Source organism: Sphingomonas sp. IBVSS2 (genome assembly GCF_002127225.1).
Taxonomy (GTDB): domain Bacteria; phylum Pseudomonadota; class Alphaproteobacteria; order Sphingomonadales; family Sphingomonadaceae; genus Sphingomonas.
The window spans coordinates 220,454-234,735 of record NZ_NFUR01000001.1; the positions used below are offsets into that span (position 1 = coordinate 220,454).

Annotated in this window: 15 protein-coding genes; 8 read left to right on the plus strand and 7 right to left on the minus strand. The window is 69.9% G+C overall.

The annotated features are described in order from the left end of the window. The first annotated feature begins 48 nt into the window (after nt 1–48). From thrC to CAP40_RS00940, 3 genes are all read left to right on the plus strand, one after another. Nucleotides 49–1,440 carry a threonine synthase gene (gene thrC, locus CAP40_RS00930; protein ID WP_086127486.1) on the plus strand — a complete coding sequence of 464 codons (1,392 nt, stop codon included), beginning with the start codon at nt 49–51 and terminating at the stop codon, nt 1,438–1,440. A gap of 64 nt (nt 1,441–1,504) precedes the next feature. Beyond that, nucleotides 1,505–2,374, plus strand: a complete 870-nt coding sequence (locus tag CAP40_RS00935) for a class I SAM-dependent methyltransferase (RefSeq protein WP_086127487.1) — start codon at nt 1,505–1,507, stop codon at nt 2,372–2,374. After that, a complete protein-coding gene (locus CAP40_RS00940) occupies nt 2,374–2,670 on the plus strand; it encodes a hypothetical protein (protein WP_086127488.1) in 297 nt (98 codons plus the stop codon). The genes CAP40_RS00935 and CAP40_RS00940 overlap by 1 nt, the downstream gene beginning before the upstream one ends. Nucleotides 2,671–2,763: 93 nt before the next feature. Here CAP40_RS00940 and CAP40_RS00945 read toward each other — a convergent pair whose 3' ends face one another. Genes CAP40_RS00945 through CAP40_RS00955 form a run of 3 tightly spaced genes read right to left on the minus strand, consistent with a single transcriptional unit; the run spans nt 2,764 to nt 4,354 of the window. Further along, nucleotides 2,764–3,402 (minus strand): heme exporter protein CcmB, encoded by a 639-nt coding sequence (locus CAP40_RS00945; protein ID WP_086127489.1) that lies wholly within the window; start codon nt 3,400–3,402, stop codon nt 2,764–2,766. Next, nucleotides 3,399–3,965, minus strand: a complete 567-nt coding sequence (gene ccmA, locus CAP40_RS00950) for a heme ABC exporter ATP-binding protein CcmA (protein WP_086127490.1) — start codon at nt 3,963–3,965, stop codon at nt 3,399–3,401. The genes CAP40_RS00945 and ccmA overlap by 4 nt, the downstream gene beginning before the upstream one ends. Continuing rightward, the gene (locus CAP40_RS00955; RefSeq protein ID WP_086127491.1) at nt 3,962–4,354 is read right to left on the minus strand and encodes a metallopeptidase family protein; all 393 of its coding nucleotides are present in this window, start codon (nt 4,352–4,354) and stop codon (nt 3,962–3,964) included. The genes ccmA and CAP40_RS00955 overlap by 4 nt, the downstream gene beginning before the upstream one ends. A gap of 45 nt (nt 4,355–4,399) precedes the next feature. On the opposite strand from CAP40_RS00955, the gene CAP40_RS00960 reads away from it, so the two are divergent. Next, nucleotides 4,400–4,690 carry a 4a-hydroxytetrahydrobiopterin dehydratase gene (locus CAP40_RS00960; RefSeq protein WP_086127492.1) on the plus strand — a complete coding sequence of 97 codons (291 nt, stop codon included), beginning with the start codon at nt 4,400–4,402 and terminating at the stop codon, nt 4,688–4,690. A 150-nt stretch (nt 4,691–4,840) separates the two neighbouring features. Here CAP40_RS00960 and CAP40_RS00965 read toward each other — a convergent pair whose 3' ends face one another. Continuing rightward, nucleotides 4,841–5,383 carry a hypothetical protein gene (locus CAP40_RS00965; RefSeq protein WP_144034183.1) on the minus strand — a complete coding sequence of 181 codons (543 nt, stop codon included), beginning with the start codon at nt 5,381–5,383 and terminating at the stop codon, nt 4,841–4,843. Then, nucleotides 5,380–6,159, minus strand: coding sequence for an SDR family oxidoreductase (locus CAP40_RS00970; RefSeq protein ID WP_086127494.1), 780 nt, complete (start codon nt 6,157–6,159; stop codon nt 5,380–5,382). The genes CAP40_RS00965 and CAP40_RS00970 overlap by 4 nt, the downstream gene beginning before the upstream one ends. Before the next feature lie 54 nt (nt 6,160–6,213). Between CAP40_RS00970 and CAP40_RS00975 the strand changes: the two genes are divergently transcribed. The 4 genes from CAP40_RS00975 to CAP40_RS00990 are packed head-to-tail and all read left to right on the plus strand — an operon-like array spanning nt 6,214 to nt 12,056. Next, nucleotides 6,214–6,981 carry an ATP-binding cassette domain-containing protein gene (locus CAP40_RS00975; RefSeq protein WP_086127495.1) on the plus strand — a complete coding sequence of 256 codons (768 nt, stop codon included), beginning with the start codon at nt 6,214–6,216 and terminating at the stop codon, nt 6,979–6,981. After that, on the plus strand, nt 6,978–8,498 hold the full coding sequence (locus tag CAP40_RS00980) for an ABC transporter permease/substrate-binding protein (protein WP_086127496.1): 1,521 nt from the start codon (nt 6,978–6,980) through the stop codon (nt 8,496–8,498). The genes CAP40_RS00975 and CAP40_RS00980 overlap by 4 nt, the downstream gene beginning before the upstream one ends. A 43-nt stretch (nt 8,499–8,541) precedes the next feature. Beyond that, complete coding sequence (locus tag CAP40_RS00985; protein WP_086127497.1) at nt 8,542–11,001, plus strand: glycoside hydrolase family 3 protein; 2,460 nt, start codon at nt 8,542–8,544, stop codon at nt 10,999–11,001. After that, on the plus strand, nt 10,998–12,056 hold the full coding sequence (locus CAP40_RS00990) for an aldose epimerase family protein (protein WP_256923958.1): 1,059 nt from the start codon (nt 10,998–11,000) through the stop codon (nt 12,054–12,056). Before CAP40_RS00985 ends, CAP40_RS00990 begins: the two co-directional genes overlap by 4 nt. A 22-nt stretch (nt 12,057–12,078) precedes the next feature. Here CAP40_RS00990 and CAP40_RS00995 read toward each other — a convergent pair whose 3' ends face one another. Beyond that, nucleotides 12,079–12,507, minus strand: a complete 429-nt coding sequence (locus CAP40_RS00995; protein WP_086127498.1) for a nuclear transport factor 2 family protein — start codon at nt 12,505–12,507, stop codon at nt 12,079–12,081. A gap of 139 nt (nt 12,508–12,646) precedes the next feature. Continuing rightward, nucleotides 12,647–14,218 (minus strand): aldehyde dehydrogenase (NADP(+)), encoded by a 1,572-nt coding sequence (locus tag CAP40_RS01000; RefSeq protein WP_086127499.1) that lies wholly within the window; start codon nt 14,216–14,218, stop codon nt 12,647–12,649. Between the last annotated feature and the right edge of the window lie 64 nt (nt 14,219–14,282).

Genomic DNA, 14,282 nt, shown 5'->3' on the forward strand with positions numbered 1-14,282 from the left:
CATAGCCTATCTTGTCCGCCTCTCCGCTCCCCGCTAGGCCCCGCCCTCATGCAATATCAGAGCACCCGAGGCAGTGCGCCGCTGCTTGGCTTCCGCGACGTGACCCTTGCCGGCCTGGCGAGCGACGGCGGATTGTATGTCCCCACAAGCTGGCCGCGCTTCAGCCGCGAGGATATCGAGGGGCTGAAGGGCCTGTCCTATGTCGAGACCGCCGTCCGGGTGATGGCGCCCTTCACCGGGGAGGATCTGGGCGAGGAAGCGCTGCGCGCGCTGTGCGAGCAGGCCTATGGCCGCTTCTCCCAGGCCGCGGTGACGCCGCTCGTCCAGCTCGACCATCGCCACTTCCTGCTCGAGCTGTTCCACGGCCCGACGCTGGCGTTCAAGGACGTGGCGCTCCAGCTGCTCGGCCTGCTCTTCGAGAAATTCCTGACCGGCAGCAGCGAGCCGCTGACCATCGTCGGCGCGACGTCGGGCGACACCGGCAGCGCCGCGATCGACGCGGTCGCCGGCCGGCACGGCGTGGACATCTTCATGCTCCACCCCAGGGGCCGCGTCTCCGACGTGCAGCGCCGCCAGATGACCACGGTGCTGGCGCCCAACGTCCACAACATCGCGATCGAGGGCAGCTTCGACGATGCCCAGGCGATGGTGAAGGCCCTGTTCAACGACGCCGCATTCTCCGGCCGTTTCCGCCTCAGCGCGGTCAACTCGATCAACTGGGCCCGGCTGATGGCGCAGGTGGTCTATTATTTCTACGCCGCCGTCCGCCTTGGCGCGCCGGCGCAGAAGGTCGCCTTCGCGGTGCCCACGGGCAATTTCGGCGACGTGTTCGCCGGCTATGTCGCGGCGCGCATGGGCCTGCCGGTCGAGCGGCTGATCGTCGCCACCAACGTCAACGACATTCTCCACCGCGCGCTGGCGAACGGCGACTATTCGGCCGGCACGGTCACGCCGACCGCGGCGCCCAGCATGGACATCCAGGTGAGCTCCAATTTCGAGCGACTGCTGTTCGATCTTGCCGGCACCAGCGTCGCCGAGCAGATGCAGGGCTTCGAATCGTCGAAGGCGATGCGCCTCTCCAACGTGCAGACCGAGGGGGCAGCGAAGATCTTCGCGAGCGACCGGATCACCCCGGACGAGATGAACGCGGCGATGCGCTGGGCCTCGGCCGAGGCGGCGCAGGTGATCGACCCGCACAGCGCGATCGGCCTTGCCGCCGCGCGCCGGGCCGAAATCCCCGCCGACGTGCCCGTCGTCACGCTGGCGACCGCGCACCCGGCCAAGTTCGCCGACGCCGTCGAGCGCGCCACCGGCGTCCGCCCGGGCCTGCCCGCGCGCGTGGGCGACCTGTTCGACCGGCAGGAGCGCTACGACGTGCTGCCGGGCACGCTCGACGCGGTGCGGGATTACATCGCCGAGCGCGCCAGGCCGCGCACCTAATTCCTCCCCGAGCTTGTCTCGGGGAGGAATTGGCGTCTTCGCCCTATCCTATTAAAGCCCCCTCATGGACCTGATCACTCTCACCGGCGAGCCCTGGGCGGACTATGGGCTGGTCGACAGCGGCCATGGCCGCAAGCTCGAGCGCTATGGCAGATATCGCTTCATCCGCCCCGAGCCCCAGGCGATGTGGGCGCCCGCGTCCGACAATTGGGACGCACATGGCGAGTTCGTGCCCGGCGCGGACGAGGATGGCGGCGGCCGCTGGAACTATACCAAGCCGGTGCCGAACGAAGGATGGCCGCTCGCCTGGGAGGAAGTACGCTTCACTGCGCAGAACACGCCCTTTCGCCACCTTGCCTTCTTCCCCGACATGGCGCCGGTCTGGCACTGGATGCGCGCGCAGATCGACGGGATGGACGCCCCCGAATGTATGAACCTGTTCGGCTATACCGGCGTCGGCTCGCTCGCATTGGCCGCCAGGGGAGCGAAGGTGACGCATGTCGATGCCTCGAAGAAGTCGGTCGCGGAAGGCAAGGCCAATGCCGCGCTTTCGACCATGGAGGACCTGCCGATCCGCTGGATGATCGACGATGCCGCCAAGTTCACCGCGCGCGAAGTGCGGCGCGGGCGGCGCTATGACGGGATCATCCTCGATCCACCGAAATGGGGCCGCGGCCCCAATGGCGAAGTGTGGAAGCTGGAGGAAGGCCTGCCCGGGCTCATCGCCGACGCGACGAAGCTGCTCGATGCGAACTCGCGCTTCCTGTTCCTGACGGTCTATGCCGTGCGCATGTCGGCGCTGGCGATCGGCGAGCTGCTGCGCCAGCACGTCTCGCACCTGCCCGGCAAGGTGGAGTGCGGCGAGCTGGCCGTGCGCGAGGAAGCGCGCGGGCTGGAACTGCCGACCGCGATCTTCGCGCGCTGGAGCCGCTGATGGGCCTCTCGGTCTTCCTCGCCACCGCCGTGGCCGACACCGTCGAGGGCCGCCGGCCGGGCGGGCGCCATGCGATGCTGATCTATGTCTCGGCCGGCAGTTTCGAGGAAGCGCAGGCCAAGGCCGCCGGCGTGGCGCTCGGCACCGGCTGGATGCTGGTGCGGCTGGAAAAGGGCATGGAAGTCGCCGACCCGGGCGCGACCGAGGACCCGGTGCTGCACGCCGCCGCCATGGATGCGCTGGCCGAGGGCTCGGCGATGGTGGTGTATGGCGACGAGCTGCCGCCGGAAGCCTAGCCACCGGAAGCCTAGCCAATAGCCGTCATCTCGGCGAAAGCCGGGATCTCGTGCGACTCTTTCCCGCGCCTGCGCCAGGCCCGAATCGCGCCGTCAGCTCCTTCCCATCCGCACCGCCGCGCCCGCCACGAACGGGCAGCCCGCCACCAGCAACAGGCTCACCGCGCCGAGCAGCTTGAGCGCGCCCGGCTGCCCGGCGGTGGCACCGAAGATCAGCAGCGGCACGGCGAAGGGCAGCATCACCAGCCCGGCCAGCGCGCTCGCCCCGCGCAGGCCCGCCACCAGCGCGGCGGTGGCGACGCCCAGCGCCGCCAGCCCCGGGGTGCCGATCAGCAGCGCGAGCAGCAGCGACGCCAGCGCGTCGCCTGGAAGCTGGAGCAGGCCCGAAGCGATCACCGTGGCGGCGAGCAGGGCGGGCGCGAAACCCAGCCAATGGCCCGCCACCTTGGCGGCGGCGACACCGGCATCGGGCAGCCCGCGCACCGCCAGCTGGTCGAGCATGCCGCTCTCCAGGTCCGGCGCCACCAGCCGCTCGACCGGCAGCAGCGCCGCGAGCAGCGCTGCCGCCCAGATGACCCCCGGCGCGATCCGCCCGAGCAGCTTCGCATCGGGGCCGACCGCGAAAGGGAAAAGGATCGCGACGAGCAGGAAGAAGACGACCGGCAGCGCCAGTCCGCCCATGCTCCAGGCCCGCCGCAGCTCGCGCAGGACGATCGCGGCATAGGCGTTCACAGCGCCACCACCCGGGCCCGCGGAAGCGCAATGGGCAGATGCGTGGCCACCAGTACGATGCCTCCGGCGGCACGATGCCGTGCGATCAGCCCTTCGAGCAGAGCGACCGAGCCGGTGTCGAGGCCATTGGCGGGCTCGTCGAGCAACCAGACCGGCGCGCCGCTCGCCACCACCCGGGCGAGCGCGGCGCGACGGCGCTGGCCGGTGGAGAGGAAGCGGACCGGCACGGGCGCCAGCTCCGCCAGGCCGAGTGCGGCGAGCGCCTCGGGCACGGCCTCGCGCCCGCCGTCGATCCCGGCCCAGAAGCGCAGCGCAGCGCCGAGCGGCAATTCGGGGTCGAGCGCCGGCACCTCGGCCATCAGGGCGCGCGCGCCTTCGCATTCGACGCTGCCGGCCGCGGGCGCCAGCAGCCCGGCGGCGATGCGGATCAGGCTCGACTTGCCGGCGCCGTTCGGTCCGGTGACCAGCGCCGCCTCGCCCGCCGCGAGCGCGAGGTCGAGCCCCTCGAACAACAGCCTGCCACCGCGCAGGCACGCGACGCCGCGAAGGGCGAGGGCGCTCACTCGGCCGAGTCTTCCAGCGCGTGCATGTCGTCGTCGGAAAGCCCGAAATGATGGCCGACTTCGTGCACCACGACATGCGTGATCAGCGCCTCGAGCGTCACGCCGGTGTGCACCCATTCGTCGAGCAGCGCGCGACGATAGAGATGGATCTCGTCGGGCATCGTCACCCCGTCCCAGGCCGATTTCTCGCCCACCGGCCGGCCGCGATACAGGCCGGTCAGGTCGAACGGATCCTCGATGCCCATGGCGTCGAGCGTCTCGTCATCGGCGAAATCCTCGACCACCAGCACGATGTCGGCGAGATGCGCCTGGAACGGTTCGGGAATGCGGGCGAGGGCGGCGCGGGCGAGGCGCTCGATCGCTGCTGCGTCTGGGGCTTGCCCGGTCATGCCGGGGGGAATAGGCCGGACAATGGAGCTACGGCAAGGGAGGCAATGATGGTGGCGCGTCTGACGGATGGACTTCGCGAGGAATCGCTCGCGGCGCTGCCCGACTGGCAATGGGATCCGGCGCGTGACGCGATCACCCGGCATTTCGCGTTCAAGGACTTCAACCAGGCCTTCGGCTTCATGGCCCGCGTGGCGCTGCTCGCCGAGAAGGCGGACCATCATCCCGAATGGTCGAACGTGTGGAACAAGGTCGACATCCTGTTGACCACGCACGACGCCGGCGGCCTCTCCATCCGCGACATCCAGATGGCGCAGGCGATCGACGCGCTGCTCTAGGATCGCCGGCCGGATGCGCCGGCACGCCCTGCTTGCAATGTAGGATTTCGCCTGCTTGGCTCGGCTGGCCGGGCCCCGTCCGGCCGCTCTTCGACCGCCGGGAGAAACGGGGTTGCGCGTGCACGACCTTCGTGACCTTTCCCGCCCGGCCTAGGATCCGCAGCGCAGCTTGCTGGCGCGCGCATGGTCCGCCGCCAGCCGGTCCGTGTCGGCGGCATAGGGCCTGGGCAGCTCGGCCTTGATCCGGGCCCAGACGGCGGCGCCGCCGGGCGTGCAGATCACCCGCACGAAATCCAGGCCCTGGCCCTGCTCGTAATGCGCGCGGGGCATCAGCCCTTCCTGGACGCGCTGCCAGACCTGATAGGTCGCCCAGCCATGCTCGCGCATGAGATAGTCGAAGCGCAGCTGGTCGGCGGGATCGAGCGGCCGGCTGCCGTCCATCCCCGCCCGGAACATCTCGGCGATGTCGCGCGAACCGTAGATCGAGGCGCGGAAGGACGCCCATTGCGCCTGGGTGTCGTTCGCCTCGCTGCGCGCCGCCACGCGGTTGCTCTCGTAGAGCTGGATCCCGACGAAGACGAGCGAGAGCACCACCGCGAGCGCACTCACGATCTGCCCGACGAACGCCCAATATTCCATCCGGTCGCGATGGAAGATCGGGCGCCGGGAGGCCGCGCCCTCCCGCCCGCTCACTTGAACGCCCGCCGCTGGAGCTTGCGCAGGGTGCCGGGCATCCAGCGCGCCATGAACCAGAGGCGGTGCGCGGTCTTGCCGACGCGCGTGTGCACTGCCTTGCGCGCATCCAGCATGTGGCGGACGGTCTTCACCACTTCGTCGACCGGGGTGATCTCCAGCCCGGCGGCGCGCACCGATTCGCGCACGTTGCGGTTGGAATCCTGGGTCACGTGGTTGAGCAGCGGCGTCTCGATGAAGCTCGGCATCAGCGAGCCGACATAGATGCCCTCCTGCCCCCATTCGGCATTGAGCGCCTCGGCGAAGCCGCGCATCGCGAACTTGCCGGCGCTGTAGATCGACATGCCCGCATTGCCCGAGATGCCGGCCGCCGAGCTGGTGACGATCATCGCCGACCCCGGCGTCGCCTTGAGCAGGCCGTGCGCGGCGCGCGCGCCATGGACGACGCCGTTGATGTTGATCGAAAGGCCGCGGTCGATGTCCGCGTCGGACATGGTCTCGAGCTGGCCGCCCACCGCGATCCCGGCATTGTTGAACAGGAAGTCGAGCCGGCCGCCGCTCTTGCCCGCGAAATCGGCGAGCGCGGCCTGCCATGCATCGCGGTCGCGCACGTCCATCGCATAGGTTTCGGCACCCGGGATCGCGGCCCTCGCCGCTTCCAGCCCCGCCGCGTTGACATCGGCCAGACCGACCAGCCAGCCGTCCGCCGCCAGACTCTTCGCGACGGCGAAACCGATGCCCGATGCGCCGCCCGTGATGAATGCCGCCTTGGCCATTGCCTCGCCTCTCCTCTTTGACCTTTGCCATTTCATCCCGCACAAAGCGCCGCGATGCCAGAGCAAAGCCGCTCCGTTACCTTCAAAAATGTCAGCAAGGTCTGGCCGGGGGGCGTGAGAGCCGTGGACGGCGTGTCGCTGGAAGTGGCCGCAGGCAGCTTCGTGGCGCTGGTCGGCGCTTCGGGATCGGGCAAGTCGACGCTGCTCAAGATGGTCAACCGGCTTATCGTGCCAAGCGAAGGGGCGGTGCTGGTGGGCGACGCGCCGGTGGATGCCGGTCCCGCGCCGGCGCTGCGGCGGCGGATCGGCTATGTGTTCCAGAATGTCGGCCTGTTCCCGCACATGCGCGTGGGCGAGAATATCGCGATCGGGCTGCGGCTGGCGGGCGAGAAGGACGTGGCCGCGCGGGTCGCCACGCTGCTGGAGCTGGTCGAACTGCCGCCCGAGATGGCCGGGCGCATGCCGGATGCGCTTTCGGGCGGGCAGCGCCAGCGCGTGGGCGTGGCGCGGGCGCTGGCGACGGGCCCGGGCATCCTGCTGATGGACGAGCCCTTCGGCGCGCTCGATCCCGTCACGCGCGACGGGCTGGGCGGCGCGATCCGCGCGCTGCACGACCGGATGGGGCTCACCACCATCCTCGTCACCCACGACATGGCGGAGGCGCTGCTGCTCGCCGATCGCGTGCTGGTGATGGAGAAGGGCCGGATCGTCGCCGATGCCACGCCGCGCGAACTGCTCGCCGGCAAAGGCGGCCCGGTGGCGGATGCGCTGGTCGCCGTGCCGCGCGAACAGGCCCACCGGCTGGCGGAGCTGGAGAAATGAACGCGCTGGCTCGCGTGCCCGACCTGCTCGCGCAGCATCTGCTGCTGGCGCTGGCCGCGCTGCTGCTCGGGCTGGCGATCGCGCTGCCGCTGGCGGTGTTCTCGGCGCGCAACCGGCTGGTCGGGCGCATCGCATTGGGCTTCGCCAGCCTCGTCCAGACCATTCCGAGCCTCGCCCTGCTCGCGCTCTTCTATCCGATCCTGCTCTCGCTTTCGGCGCTGGTCGGCGGCGGCATTCCCGCGCTGGGCTTCCTGCCCTCGTTGCTTGCGCTGTCGCTGTACGCGCTGCTGCCGATCCTGCGGAACGGCGTGACCGGGCTGGCGAACATCGATCCCGCGGTGATCGAGGCGGCCGACGGCGTGGGAATGACGGCGGCGCAGAAGCTCCGGCTGGTCGAGGCGCCGCTGATATTGCCGGTGCTGATGGCCGGTATCCGCACCGCCGCGGTGTGGACGATCGGTGCCGCGACGCTGTCGACCACGGTGGGCCAACCGAGCCTGGGCGACCTGATCTTCGCCGGCCTGCAGACGCAGAACTGGTCGCTGGTGCTGACCGGCTGCATCGCCGCCGCGGCGCTCGCGCTGGCGGTGGACGGGCTGCTGGGGCTGGCCGAGCATGGCATCGCGAAGCGGAAGCGGGGGCTGACCTGGGGCAGCCTCGGCACGTTGCTGGTCGTCGTCGCGCTGGCGCTCGTCCCCGCGCTGCCGGCGGCACGCGGCACCATCACCATCGGCGCCAAGGGCTTTTCCGAGCAATATATCCTCGCCCGGCTGATCGGGCACCGGCTGGAAGCGGCGGGATACAAGGTCCGCTATCGCGAGGGGCTCGGTTCCGCGGTCGCGTTCAGCGCGCTCGCGAGCGGCGATGTCGACGTCTATGTCGATTATTCGGGCACGATCTGGACCAACCAGATGCGGCGCAGCGACGTGCCGCCGCGCGATGCCATCGTGCGCGGCGTCGCGGACTGGGCGCGCGCGCGGCACAAGGTGACGCTGCTGGGCTCGCTGGGGTTCGAGAACGCCTATGCCTTCGCGATGCGGGGCGACGACGCCAGGCACCGCGGCATCGCCAGCATCGCCGACCTGGCGCCGGTCGCGGGCAGCCTCAACCTCGCCACCGATGTCGAGTTCCTCGAACGCCCCGAATGGGCGGCGGTGCGGAAGGCATATGGCCTGAGCTTCAAGTCCGCCCATCCCTATCAGCCGACCTTCATGTATCGCGCGCTCGCCTCCGGCACCGCGGACGTGATCCCCGCTTTCTCCTCCGACGGCAGGATCGCGGCGGACCGGCTCGTCGTGCTGGCCGATCCCAAGGGCGCGATCCCCGGCTATGACGCGATCCTGCTGCTCGCCCCCGGCCGTGCCGACGACTTGCGCTTCCAGGCGGCACTCAAGCCGCTCGTCGGCGCGATCCCGGTCGAGCGGATGCGCCAGGCCAACTACATGGTCGATCGCGACACCGACAAGGCAAGCCCCGACGAAGCGGCGAGATGGCTCGAGCGTGGACTCGCCCGATGAACTTCTGTTATCGCTACCAGAATATAAGAACGAGGAGAGAGAAATGCGGCCAGGCCTGAAGCTTCTGCTGTCGACCACCATGATCTGGGCCGCATCGCCGGCTTTTGCGCAGCATGCGCCGACAGCGCTGTCAGAGGCAAGCACCGCGCATCCCGGCAAATGGCCGGCCGCCGGCTCGCAGGGCTTGGTCGATCCCGCGACCGAGAAGTTCGTCACCGCGCTGATGGCGCAGATGACGCTGGAGGAGAAGGTGGGCCAGATGATCCAGGCGGACATCGGCGCGATGAAGCCCGAGGAGCTGCGCCAATATCCGCTGGGCTCGATCCTGGCGGGCGGAAGCTCGCCGCCGCTGGGCGCGCCGGACCGCTCGCCTGCCGCCCCCTGGGTCGCGACCGCCCAGGCCTTTCGCAAGGTGGCGATGGAGCCGCGCGGCAAGCACCAGCCGATCCCCCTGATCTTCGGGATCGACGCGGTGCACGGCAACAACAATGTGATCGGGGCGACGATCTTCCCGCACAATATCGGCCTGGGCGCGATGCACGATCCCGCGCTGATCCGCCGGATCGGCAGGGCGACGGCACGGGAAACCGCCGCGACCGGGCCCGACTGGGCGTTCGGCCCCACCCTCGCCGTGCCGCAGGACGATCGCTGGGGCCGCAGCTATGAAGGCTATTCGGAGGATCCCGCGGTGGTCCGTTCCTATGCCGGCGAGATGATCCGCGGACTGCAGGGCGAGCCCGGCACCAAGGGCCGGATCCAGCAGGGCTATGTCGCCGCGTCGGCCAAGCATTTCCTGGGCGACGGCGGCACGTTCGAAGGCGTCGACCAGGGCGATACCCGCGTCTCCGAGGACGCGCTGATCGCGATCCACGCCCAGGGCTATGTTCCCGCGATCCAGGCCGGCGCGCTCACCGTGATGGCCAGCTATTCGAGCTGGAACGGCGCCAAGATGCACGGCAGCAAGTCGCTGCTCACCGATGTGCTGAAGGACCGCATGGGCTTTCAGGGCTTCGTCGTCGGCGACTGGAACGGCCATGGCCAGGTGCCGGGCTGCCCCAGGACGGATTGCGCCGCCACCTTCAATGCCGGGCTCGACATGGCGATGGCGCCGGACAGCTGGAAGGGCCTGTTCGAGAGCACCGTGCGCCACGCCCGGGACGGCACCATTCCGATGGCCCGCATCGACGACGCCGTGCGCCGCATCCTGCGCGTGAAAGCGAAGCTCGGCCTGTTCGACCCCGCCCGCCCGATCGAAGGCAAGGCCGGCGTGCTGGGCAGCGCCGAGCACCGCGCGATCGCGCGCGAGGCGGTGGCCAAGTCGCTGGTGCTGCTGAAGAACCAGGGCGTGCTGCCGGTAAAGGCCTCGGCGAACATACTGGTCGCCGGGCCGGGGGCCGATTCGATGGCGCAGCAGACGGGCGGCTGGACGCTGAGCTGGCAAGGCGACGGCAACGACAATTCGATGTTCCCCAACGGCCAGACGATCTTCTCGGGCATCGCCGAGGCAGTGAAGGCCGGGGGCGGCACCGCGACGCTCTCGCCCGACGGCAGCTTCTCGGCCAGGCCCGACGTGGCGATCGTGGTATTCGGCGAGCAGCCCTATGCCGAGATGCGCGGCGACATCCCCACCCTCGAGTTCCAGCCGGGCGACAAGCAGGCGCTGGCGCTGCTCCGAAAGCTCAAGGCGGCCGGCGTGCCCACCGTCTCGGTGTTCCTCTCGGGCCGCCCGCTCTGGGTGAATCCCGAGATCAACGCCTCCGATGCGTTCGTCGCGGCCTGGCTGCCGGGCAGCGAAGGCGGGGGCGTGGCGGATGTGATCATCGGCGACAGGGCGGGCAAGCCGCGCAGGGACTTCCACGGCACGCTCTCGTTCAGCTGGCCAAGGAATGCCGGCCAGTTCACGCTCAATCGGGGCCAGCCCGGTTACGACCCGCTGTTCGCGCTCGGCTATGGCCTCAGCTATGCCAGGCCCGGCAAGGTGGAGGCGCTGAGCGAAGTCGCCGGCTTCGATGCCTCGGCGCGCAACACCAGCGTCTATTTCACCAAGGGCGTGACACCGGCCCCCTTCGCGTTCGCCGCCGATTCGAAGGTGACCCGCGCACCGATCGACGGACCGCAGACCCAGGAAGGCGCACAGCAGCTGTCCTGGCCCGAGGGTCCGGCGACGTTGCGCATCGGCGGCAAGCCGATCAGCCTGGCGCGTGAAGCGAATGGCGATCTCTCGCTCGCCCTCACCTATCGCCTCGATCGCGCGGCCGCCGGCCCGGTGACGCTTGCCATGGGCGAGGGCAAGGGCGTCGACGCGACCAGCCTGTTCACCGGCGAGACCGGCAAATGGCGCACGGTGAAGATCCTGCTCAAATGCTATCAAGCGAACGGAACCGACATGAATGCCGTTTCGGCGCCGGTGGTGATCGGCGCCTCGGGGCCGCTGGCGCTCAGCCTGTCCGATGCACGGATCGTGTCGGATCCCGCCAACTCGATCTGCCCTGGCGCCAAGTGAAGACCGTGGCGGGCGATCCGATCGAGACCGTCGCGATCGCCCGCGGCCCCTATCGCGCCGAGCTGATCACGCTCGGCGCGGCGCTCCGCCGGCTCGAAGTGCCGGATCGGCACGGCACGCCGGCGAATGTGGTGCTCGGCTTCGCGGACCTCGAAGACTATCGCGGGCCGCCGCGCTTCCACGGCGCCGTGACCGGCCGCTATGCCAACCGGATCGCCGGGGCGCGTTTCACGCTCGACGGGGCCGAGCATCGCATCGCGGCGAATGACGGCGCGAACAGCCTCCATGCGGGGCCGCTAGGGCTCGACCAGCAATTCTGGGAAGTGGTGGCGCGATCGGAGGCCTCGGCCAGCTTCCGCCATGTCAGCCCCGCCGGGCATAACGGCTTCCCCGGCAGGCTGACGGTCGAGGCGCATTATGCGATCGAAGCGGACGGGCTGGGGCTCCGCCTCACCGCGTTCACCGATGCGCCGACGGTGGTGAACCTCACGCATCATGCCTATTTCAACCTCGCCGGCGAGGCGAGCGGGGCGAGCGGGGCGACGATCCTCGACCATCTGCTGCGCATTCCCGCAAGCCGGACCACGCCAATCGACGCCGGGCTGATCCCGACCGGCATGCTGGCCGATGTGGCCGGCACGCCCTTCGATTTCCGCATGCCCAGGCGGATCGGCACCGGGATCGATGCGGACGACGAACAGCTCCGGCATGGCCAGGGCTATGACCATAATTTCGTGATCGACGCCGCGAGCGGAGCGCTCCGCCGCGTGGCGACTCTGTTCGATCCGGGCTCCGGCCGCGTACTCGATCTCCATTCGGGCGAGCCGGGGCTGCAATTCTATTCGGGCAACCACCTGGCCGGCGGCGCGCCCGGGACGAGCGGGCAAGCCTATGCGGCACGCGCCGGGCTGTGCCTGGAGCCGCAGAAGTTTCCGGACAGCCCGAACCGGCCGGATTTCCCTTCGGCCCGGCTCGATCCGGGCGCATTGTACCGCCACGATATCGCCTTCCGGTTTCGCACGGCGAACACGCGGGACGAGGCTTTCGGCGCCTGACTTCCTGCTGGAAAGGGGCGCACTACTGCCCTTTGCGCTCGGCCTGGAAGATCTTGTTGACGATCCGCCACGCGCCATCGGCCTTCACAAGCGAGAGATAGTCGACGAAGCGCACGCTCGGATAATCGAGCACCACCTTGGCCATGCCGGCATTGCCGGTGACGTCCAGGCTCTCGATCCAGCGCCTGCGCTGCGCCTCGTCCGCGGCCGGCTTCCCGGTCGCCGCGGCCGCGATGAAATCGGCAAGCGTCCGCTCGGCGAAGCCGCCGTCGCGGTTCCAGTAGAGCATCGCCTTGGGGTGGAAGGCCGCGGCGAATTCGGCCGCGCTGCCGGTAGCATGGCCGGCGAGATAATGATCCACCGCGGCGCGCGCGCCGGCTTCGTCCTTCTCCTGGGCTTGGGCGGGCAGAGCGGCAAATGTCAGGGCGGCGGCGAGGATCAGGCAGCGCATGGAGACCTCCGGTTGCAAGGAGGCCTCCAGCCTGGGGCATTTCGCGGCGGCCCGGCACGCGGGCCGGGCCGAACGACCGACGGATGGGATGAACGACATCCCGGCCTGCTCCCCTCCCGACGGGAAGGGGATCGGAAGGTTATAGCGTCGGCTTGCCGTCGACGCGGCGCGGCAGCCCCGCATCGCCGTCGCGCAGTTCGACGGGAAGCAGCGCCGCCGGCAGATCCTGATAGGCGACCGGGCGCAGGAAGCGATCGATCGCCAGCGTGCCGACCGAAGTGCTGCGGCCGTCCGCCGTCGACGGGAACGGGCCGCCATGGACCTGCGCATCGGTGACTTCCACGCCGGTGGGCCAGCCATTGGCGAGGATGCGGCCGGCCAGCCGCTCGAGGATCGGCAGCAGCCGGGCCGCGGTCTCGGTATCGGCGTCGTCGAGGTGCAGCGTCGCGGTGAGCTGGCCTTCGAGCAGCGAGACCACCGCCAGCAGCTCGTCCAGGCTGGCGCAGCGCACGAGCAGCGAGGCGGCGCCGAACACTTCCTCGGCATGGCTGGGATCGGCGATGAAGTCCGCGCCGGTCATCGTGAACAGCGCGGCGCGGCCGCAGCTGGCCGAGCCTTCCTGGCCCTGGGCGACCCGAGTCAGCCCCGGTGCCGAGGTCCAGCGGGCGACGCCGTTCTCATAGGCCTTTAGGATGCCGGGGGTCAGCATGGTCTGCGCCGCCACGCCGGATACGGCTTCGGTCGCCGCCGCCACGAAGCGGTCGAGCGCCGGGCTCTCGAGTGCGAGGACGAGGCCGGGATTGGTGCAGAACTGGCCGGCACCCATGGTCAGGCTGGCGATATACGCCTTGCCCAGCGCCTCGGCCCGCGCTTCCAGGGCATGCGGCAACAGGAACACCGGGTTGATGCTGCTCATCTCGGCATAGACCGGGATCGGCACCGGGCGGCTCGCGGCGAGCTTCATCAGGGCCGTGCCGCCGCCACGCGAGCCGGTAAAGCCGACCGCCTTCACGCGCGGATCGGAGACCAGCGCCGAGCCGACTTCGTTGCCGGCGCCGTTGATCAGCGAGAACACGCCCGCGGGCATGCCGGTCTTCTCCACGGCCCGGGCAATCGCGCCGGCAACCAGCTCCGACGTGCCGGGGTGCGCGGAATGCCCCTTCACGATCACCGGGCAGCCCGCGGCAAGCGCCGAAGCGGTGTCACCGCCGGCGACCGAAAAGGCGAGCGGGAAGTTGGAGGCCCCGAAGACGACGACCGGACCGAGCGGGATCATGCGCAGGCGCAGGTCCGGCTTGGGGGCGGGCTGGCGATCGGGGATCGCGTGATCGATGCGCGCGCGCAGATATTCGCCAAGGCGCAGTTCCCGGGCGAACAGGCGCAGCTGGCCCGAGGTGCGGCCGCGCTCGCCGGTGAGGCGCGCGTGCGGCAAGCCGCTTTCCTGCATCGCGCGCTCGGTGAGCGTCTCGCCCAACGCGTCGATCTCGTCGGCGATCGCCTCGAGGAACGCGGCACGCTTTTCGCGCGGCAGGTTGGCATAGGCGGGAAAGGCGGCTTCGGCGGCGGCGGCGGCGGCCTCGACATCGTCTCGCGTCGCCATGCTGAAGCTCGGCTCCAGCGGCGCGCCGGTCGAAGCGGCGACCGCCTGGAAACCCGGCCCGTCGCGCCGCACCCGCTTCGATGCAATGAACAATTCGCCGGTCAGCGCCATGCCTGCTCTCCTGTCTTTCCGATGTACGTTAGCGGTAACATTGCCCGTGCGGGACTTAGGCAGC

What these genes read in the sequence shown, in the direction of transcription:
- CAP40_RS00995 (WP_086127498.1), bottom strand. Translation starts at nt 12,507, where the DNA reads ATGCGCTGCCTGATCCTCGCCGCCGCCCTGACATTTGCCGCTCTGCCC.
- CAP40_RS00975 (WP_086127495.1), top strand. Translation starts at nt 6,214, where the DNA reads ATGCCAGAGCAAAGCCGCTCCGTTACCTTCAAAAATGTCAGCAAGGTC.
- CAP40_RS00955 (WP_086127491.1), bottom strand. Translation starts at nt 4,354, where the DNA reads ATGACCGGGCAAGCCCCAGACGCAGCAGCGATCGAGCGCCTCGCCCGC.
- CAP40_RS00970 (WP_086127494.1), bottom strand. Translation starts at nt 6,159, where the DNA reads ATGGCCAAGGCGGCATTCATCACGGGCGGCGCATCGGGCATCGGTTTC.
- CAP40_RS00935 (WP_086127487.1), top strand. Translation starts at nt 1,505, where the DNA reads ATGGACCTGATCACTCTCACCGGCGAGCCCTGGGCGGACTATGGGCTG.
- CAP40_RS00985 (WP_086127497.1), top strand. Translation starts at nt 8,542, where the DNA reads ATGCGGCCAGGCCTGAAGCTTCTGCTGTCGACCACCATGATCTGGGCC.
- CAP40_RS00960 (WP_086127492.1), top strand. Translation starts at nt 4,400, where the DNA reads ATGATGGTGGCGCGTCTGACGGATGGACTTCGCGAGGAATCGCTCGCG.
- CAP40_RS00940 (WP_086127488.1), top strand. Translation starts at nt 2,374, where the DNA reads ATGGGCCTCTCGGTCTTCCTCGCCACCGCCGTGGCCGACACCGTCGAG.
- CAP40_RS01000 (WP_086127499.1), bottom strand. Translation starts at nt 14,218, where the DNA reads ATGGCGCTGACCGGCGAATTGTTCATTGCATCGAAGCGGGTGCGGCGC.
- CAP40_RS00980 (WP_086127496.1), top strand. Translation starts at nt 6,978, where the DNA reads ATGAACGCGCTGGCTCGCGTGCCCGACCTGCTCGCGCAGCATCTGCTG.
- thrC (WP_086127486.1), top strand. Translation starts at nt 49, where the DNA reads ATGCAATATCAGAGCACCCGAGGCAGTGCGCCGCTGCTTGGCTTCCGC.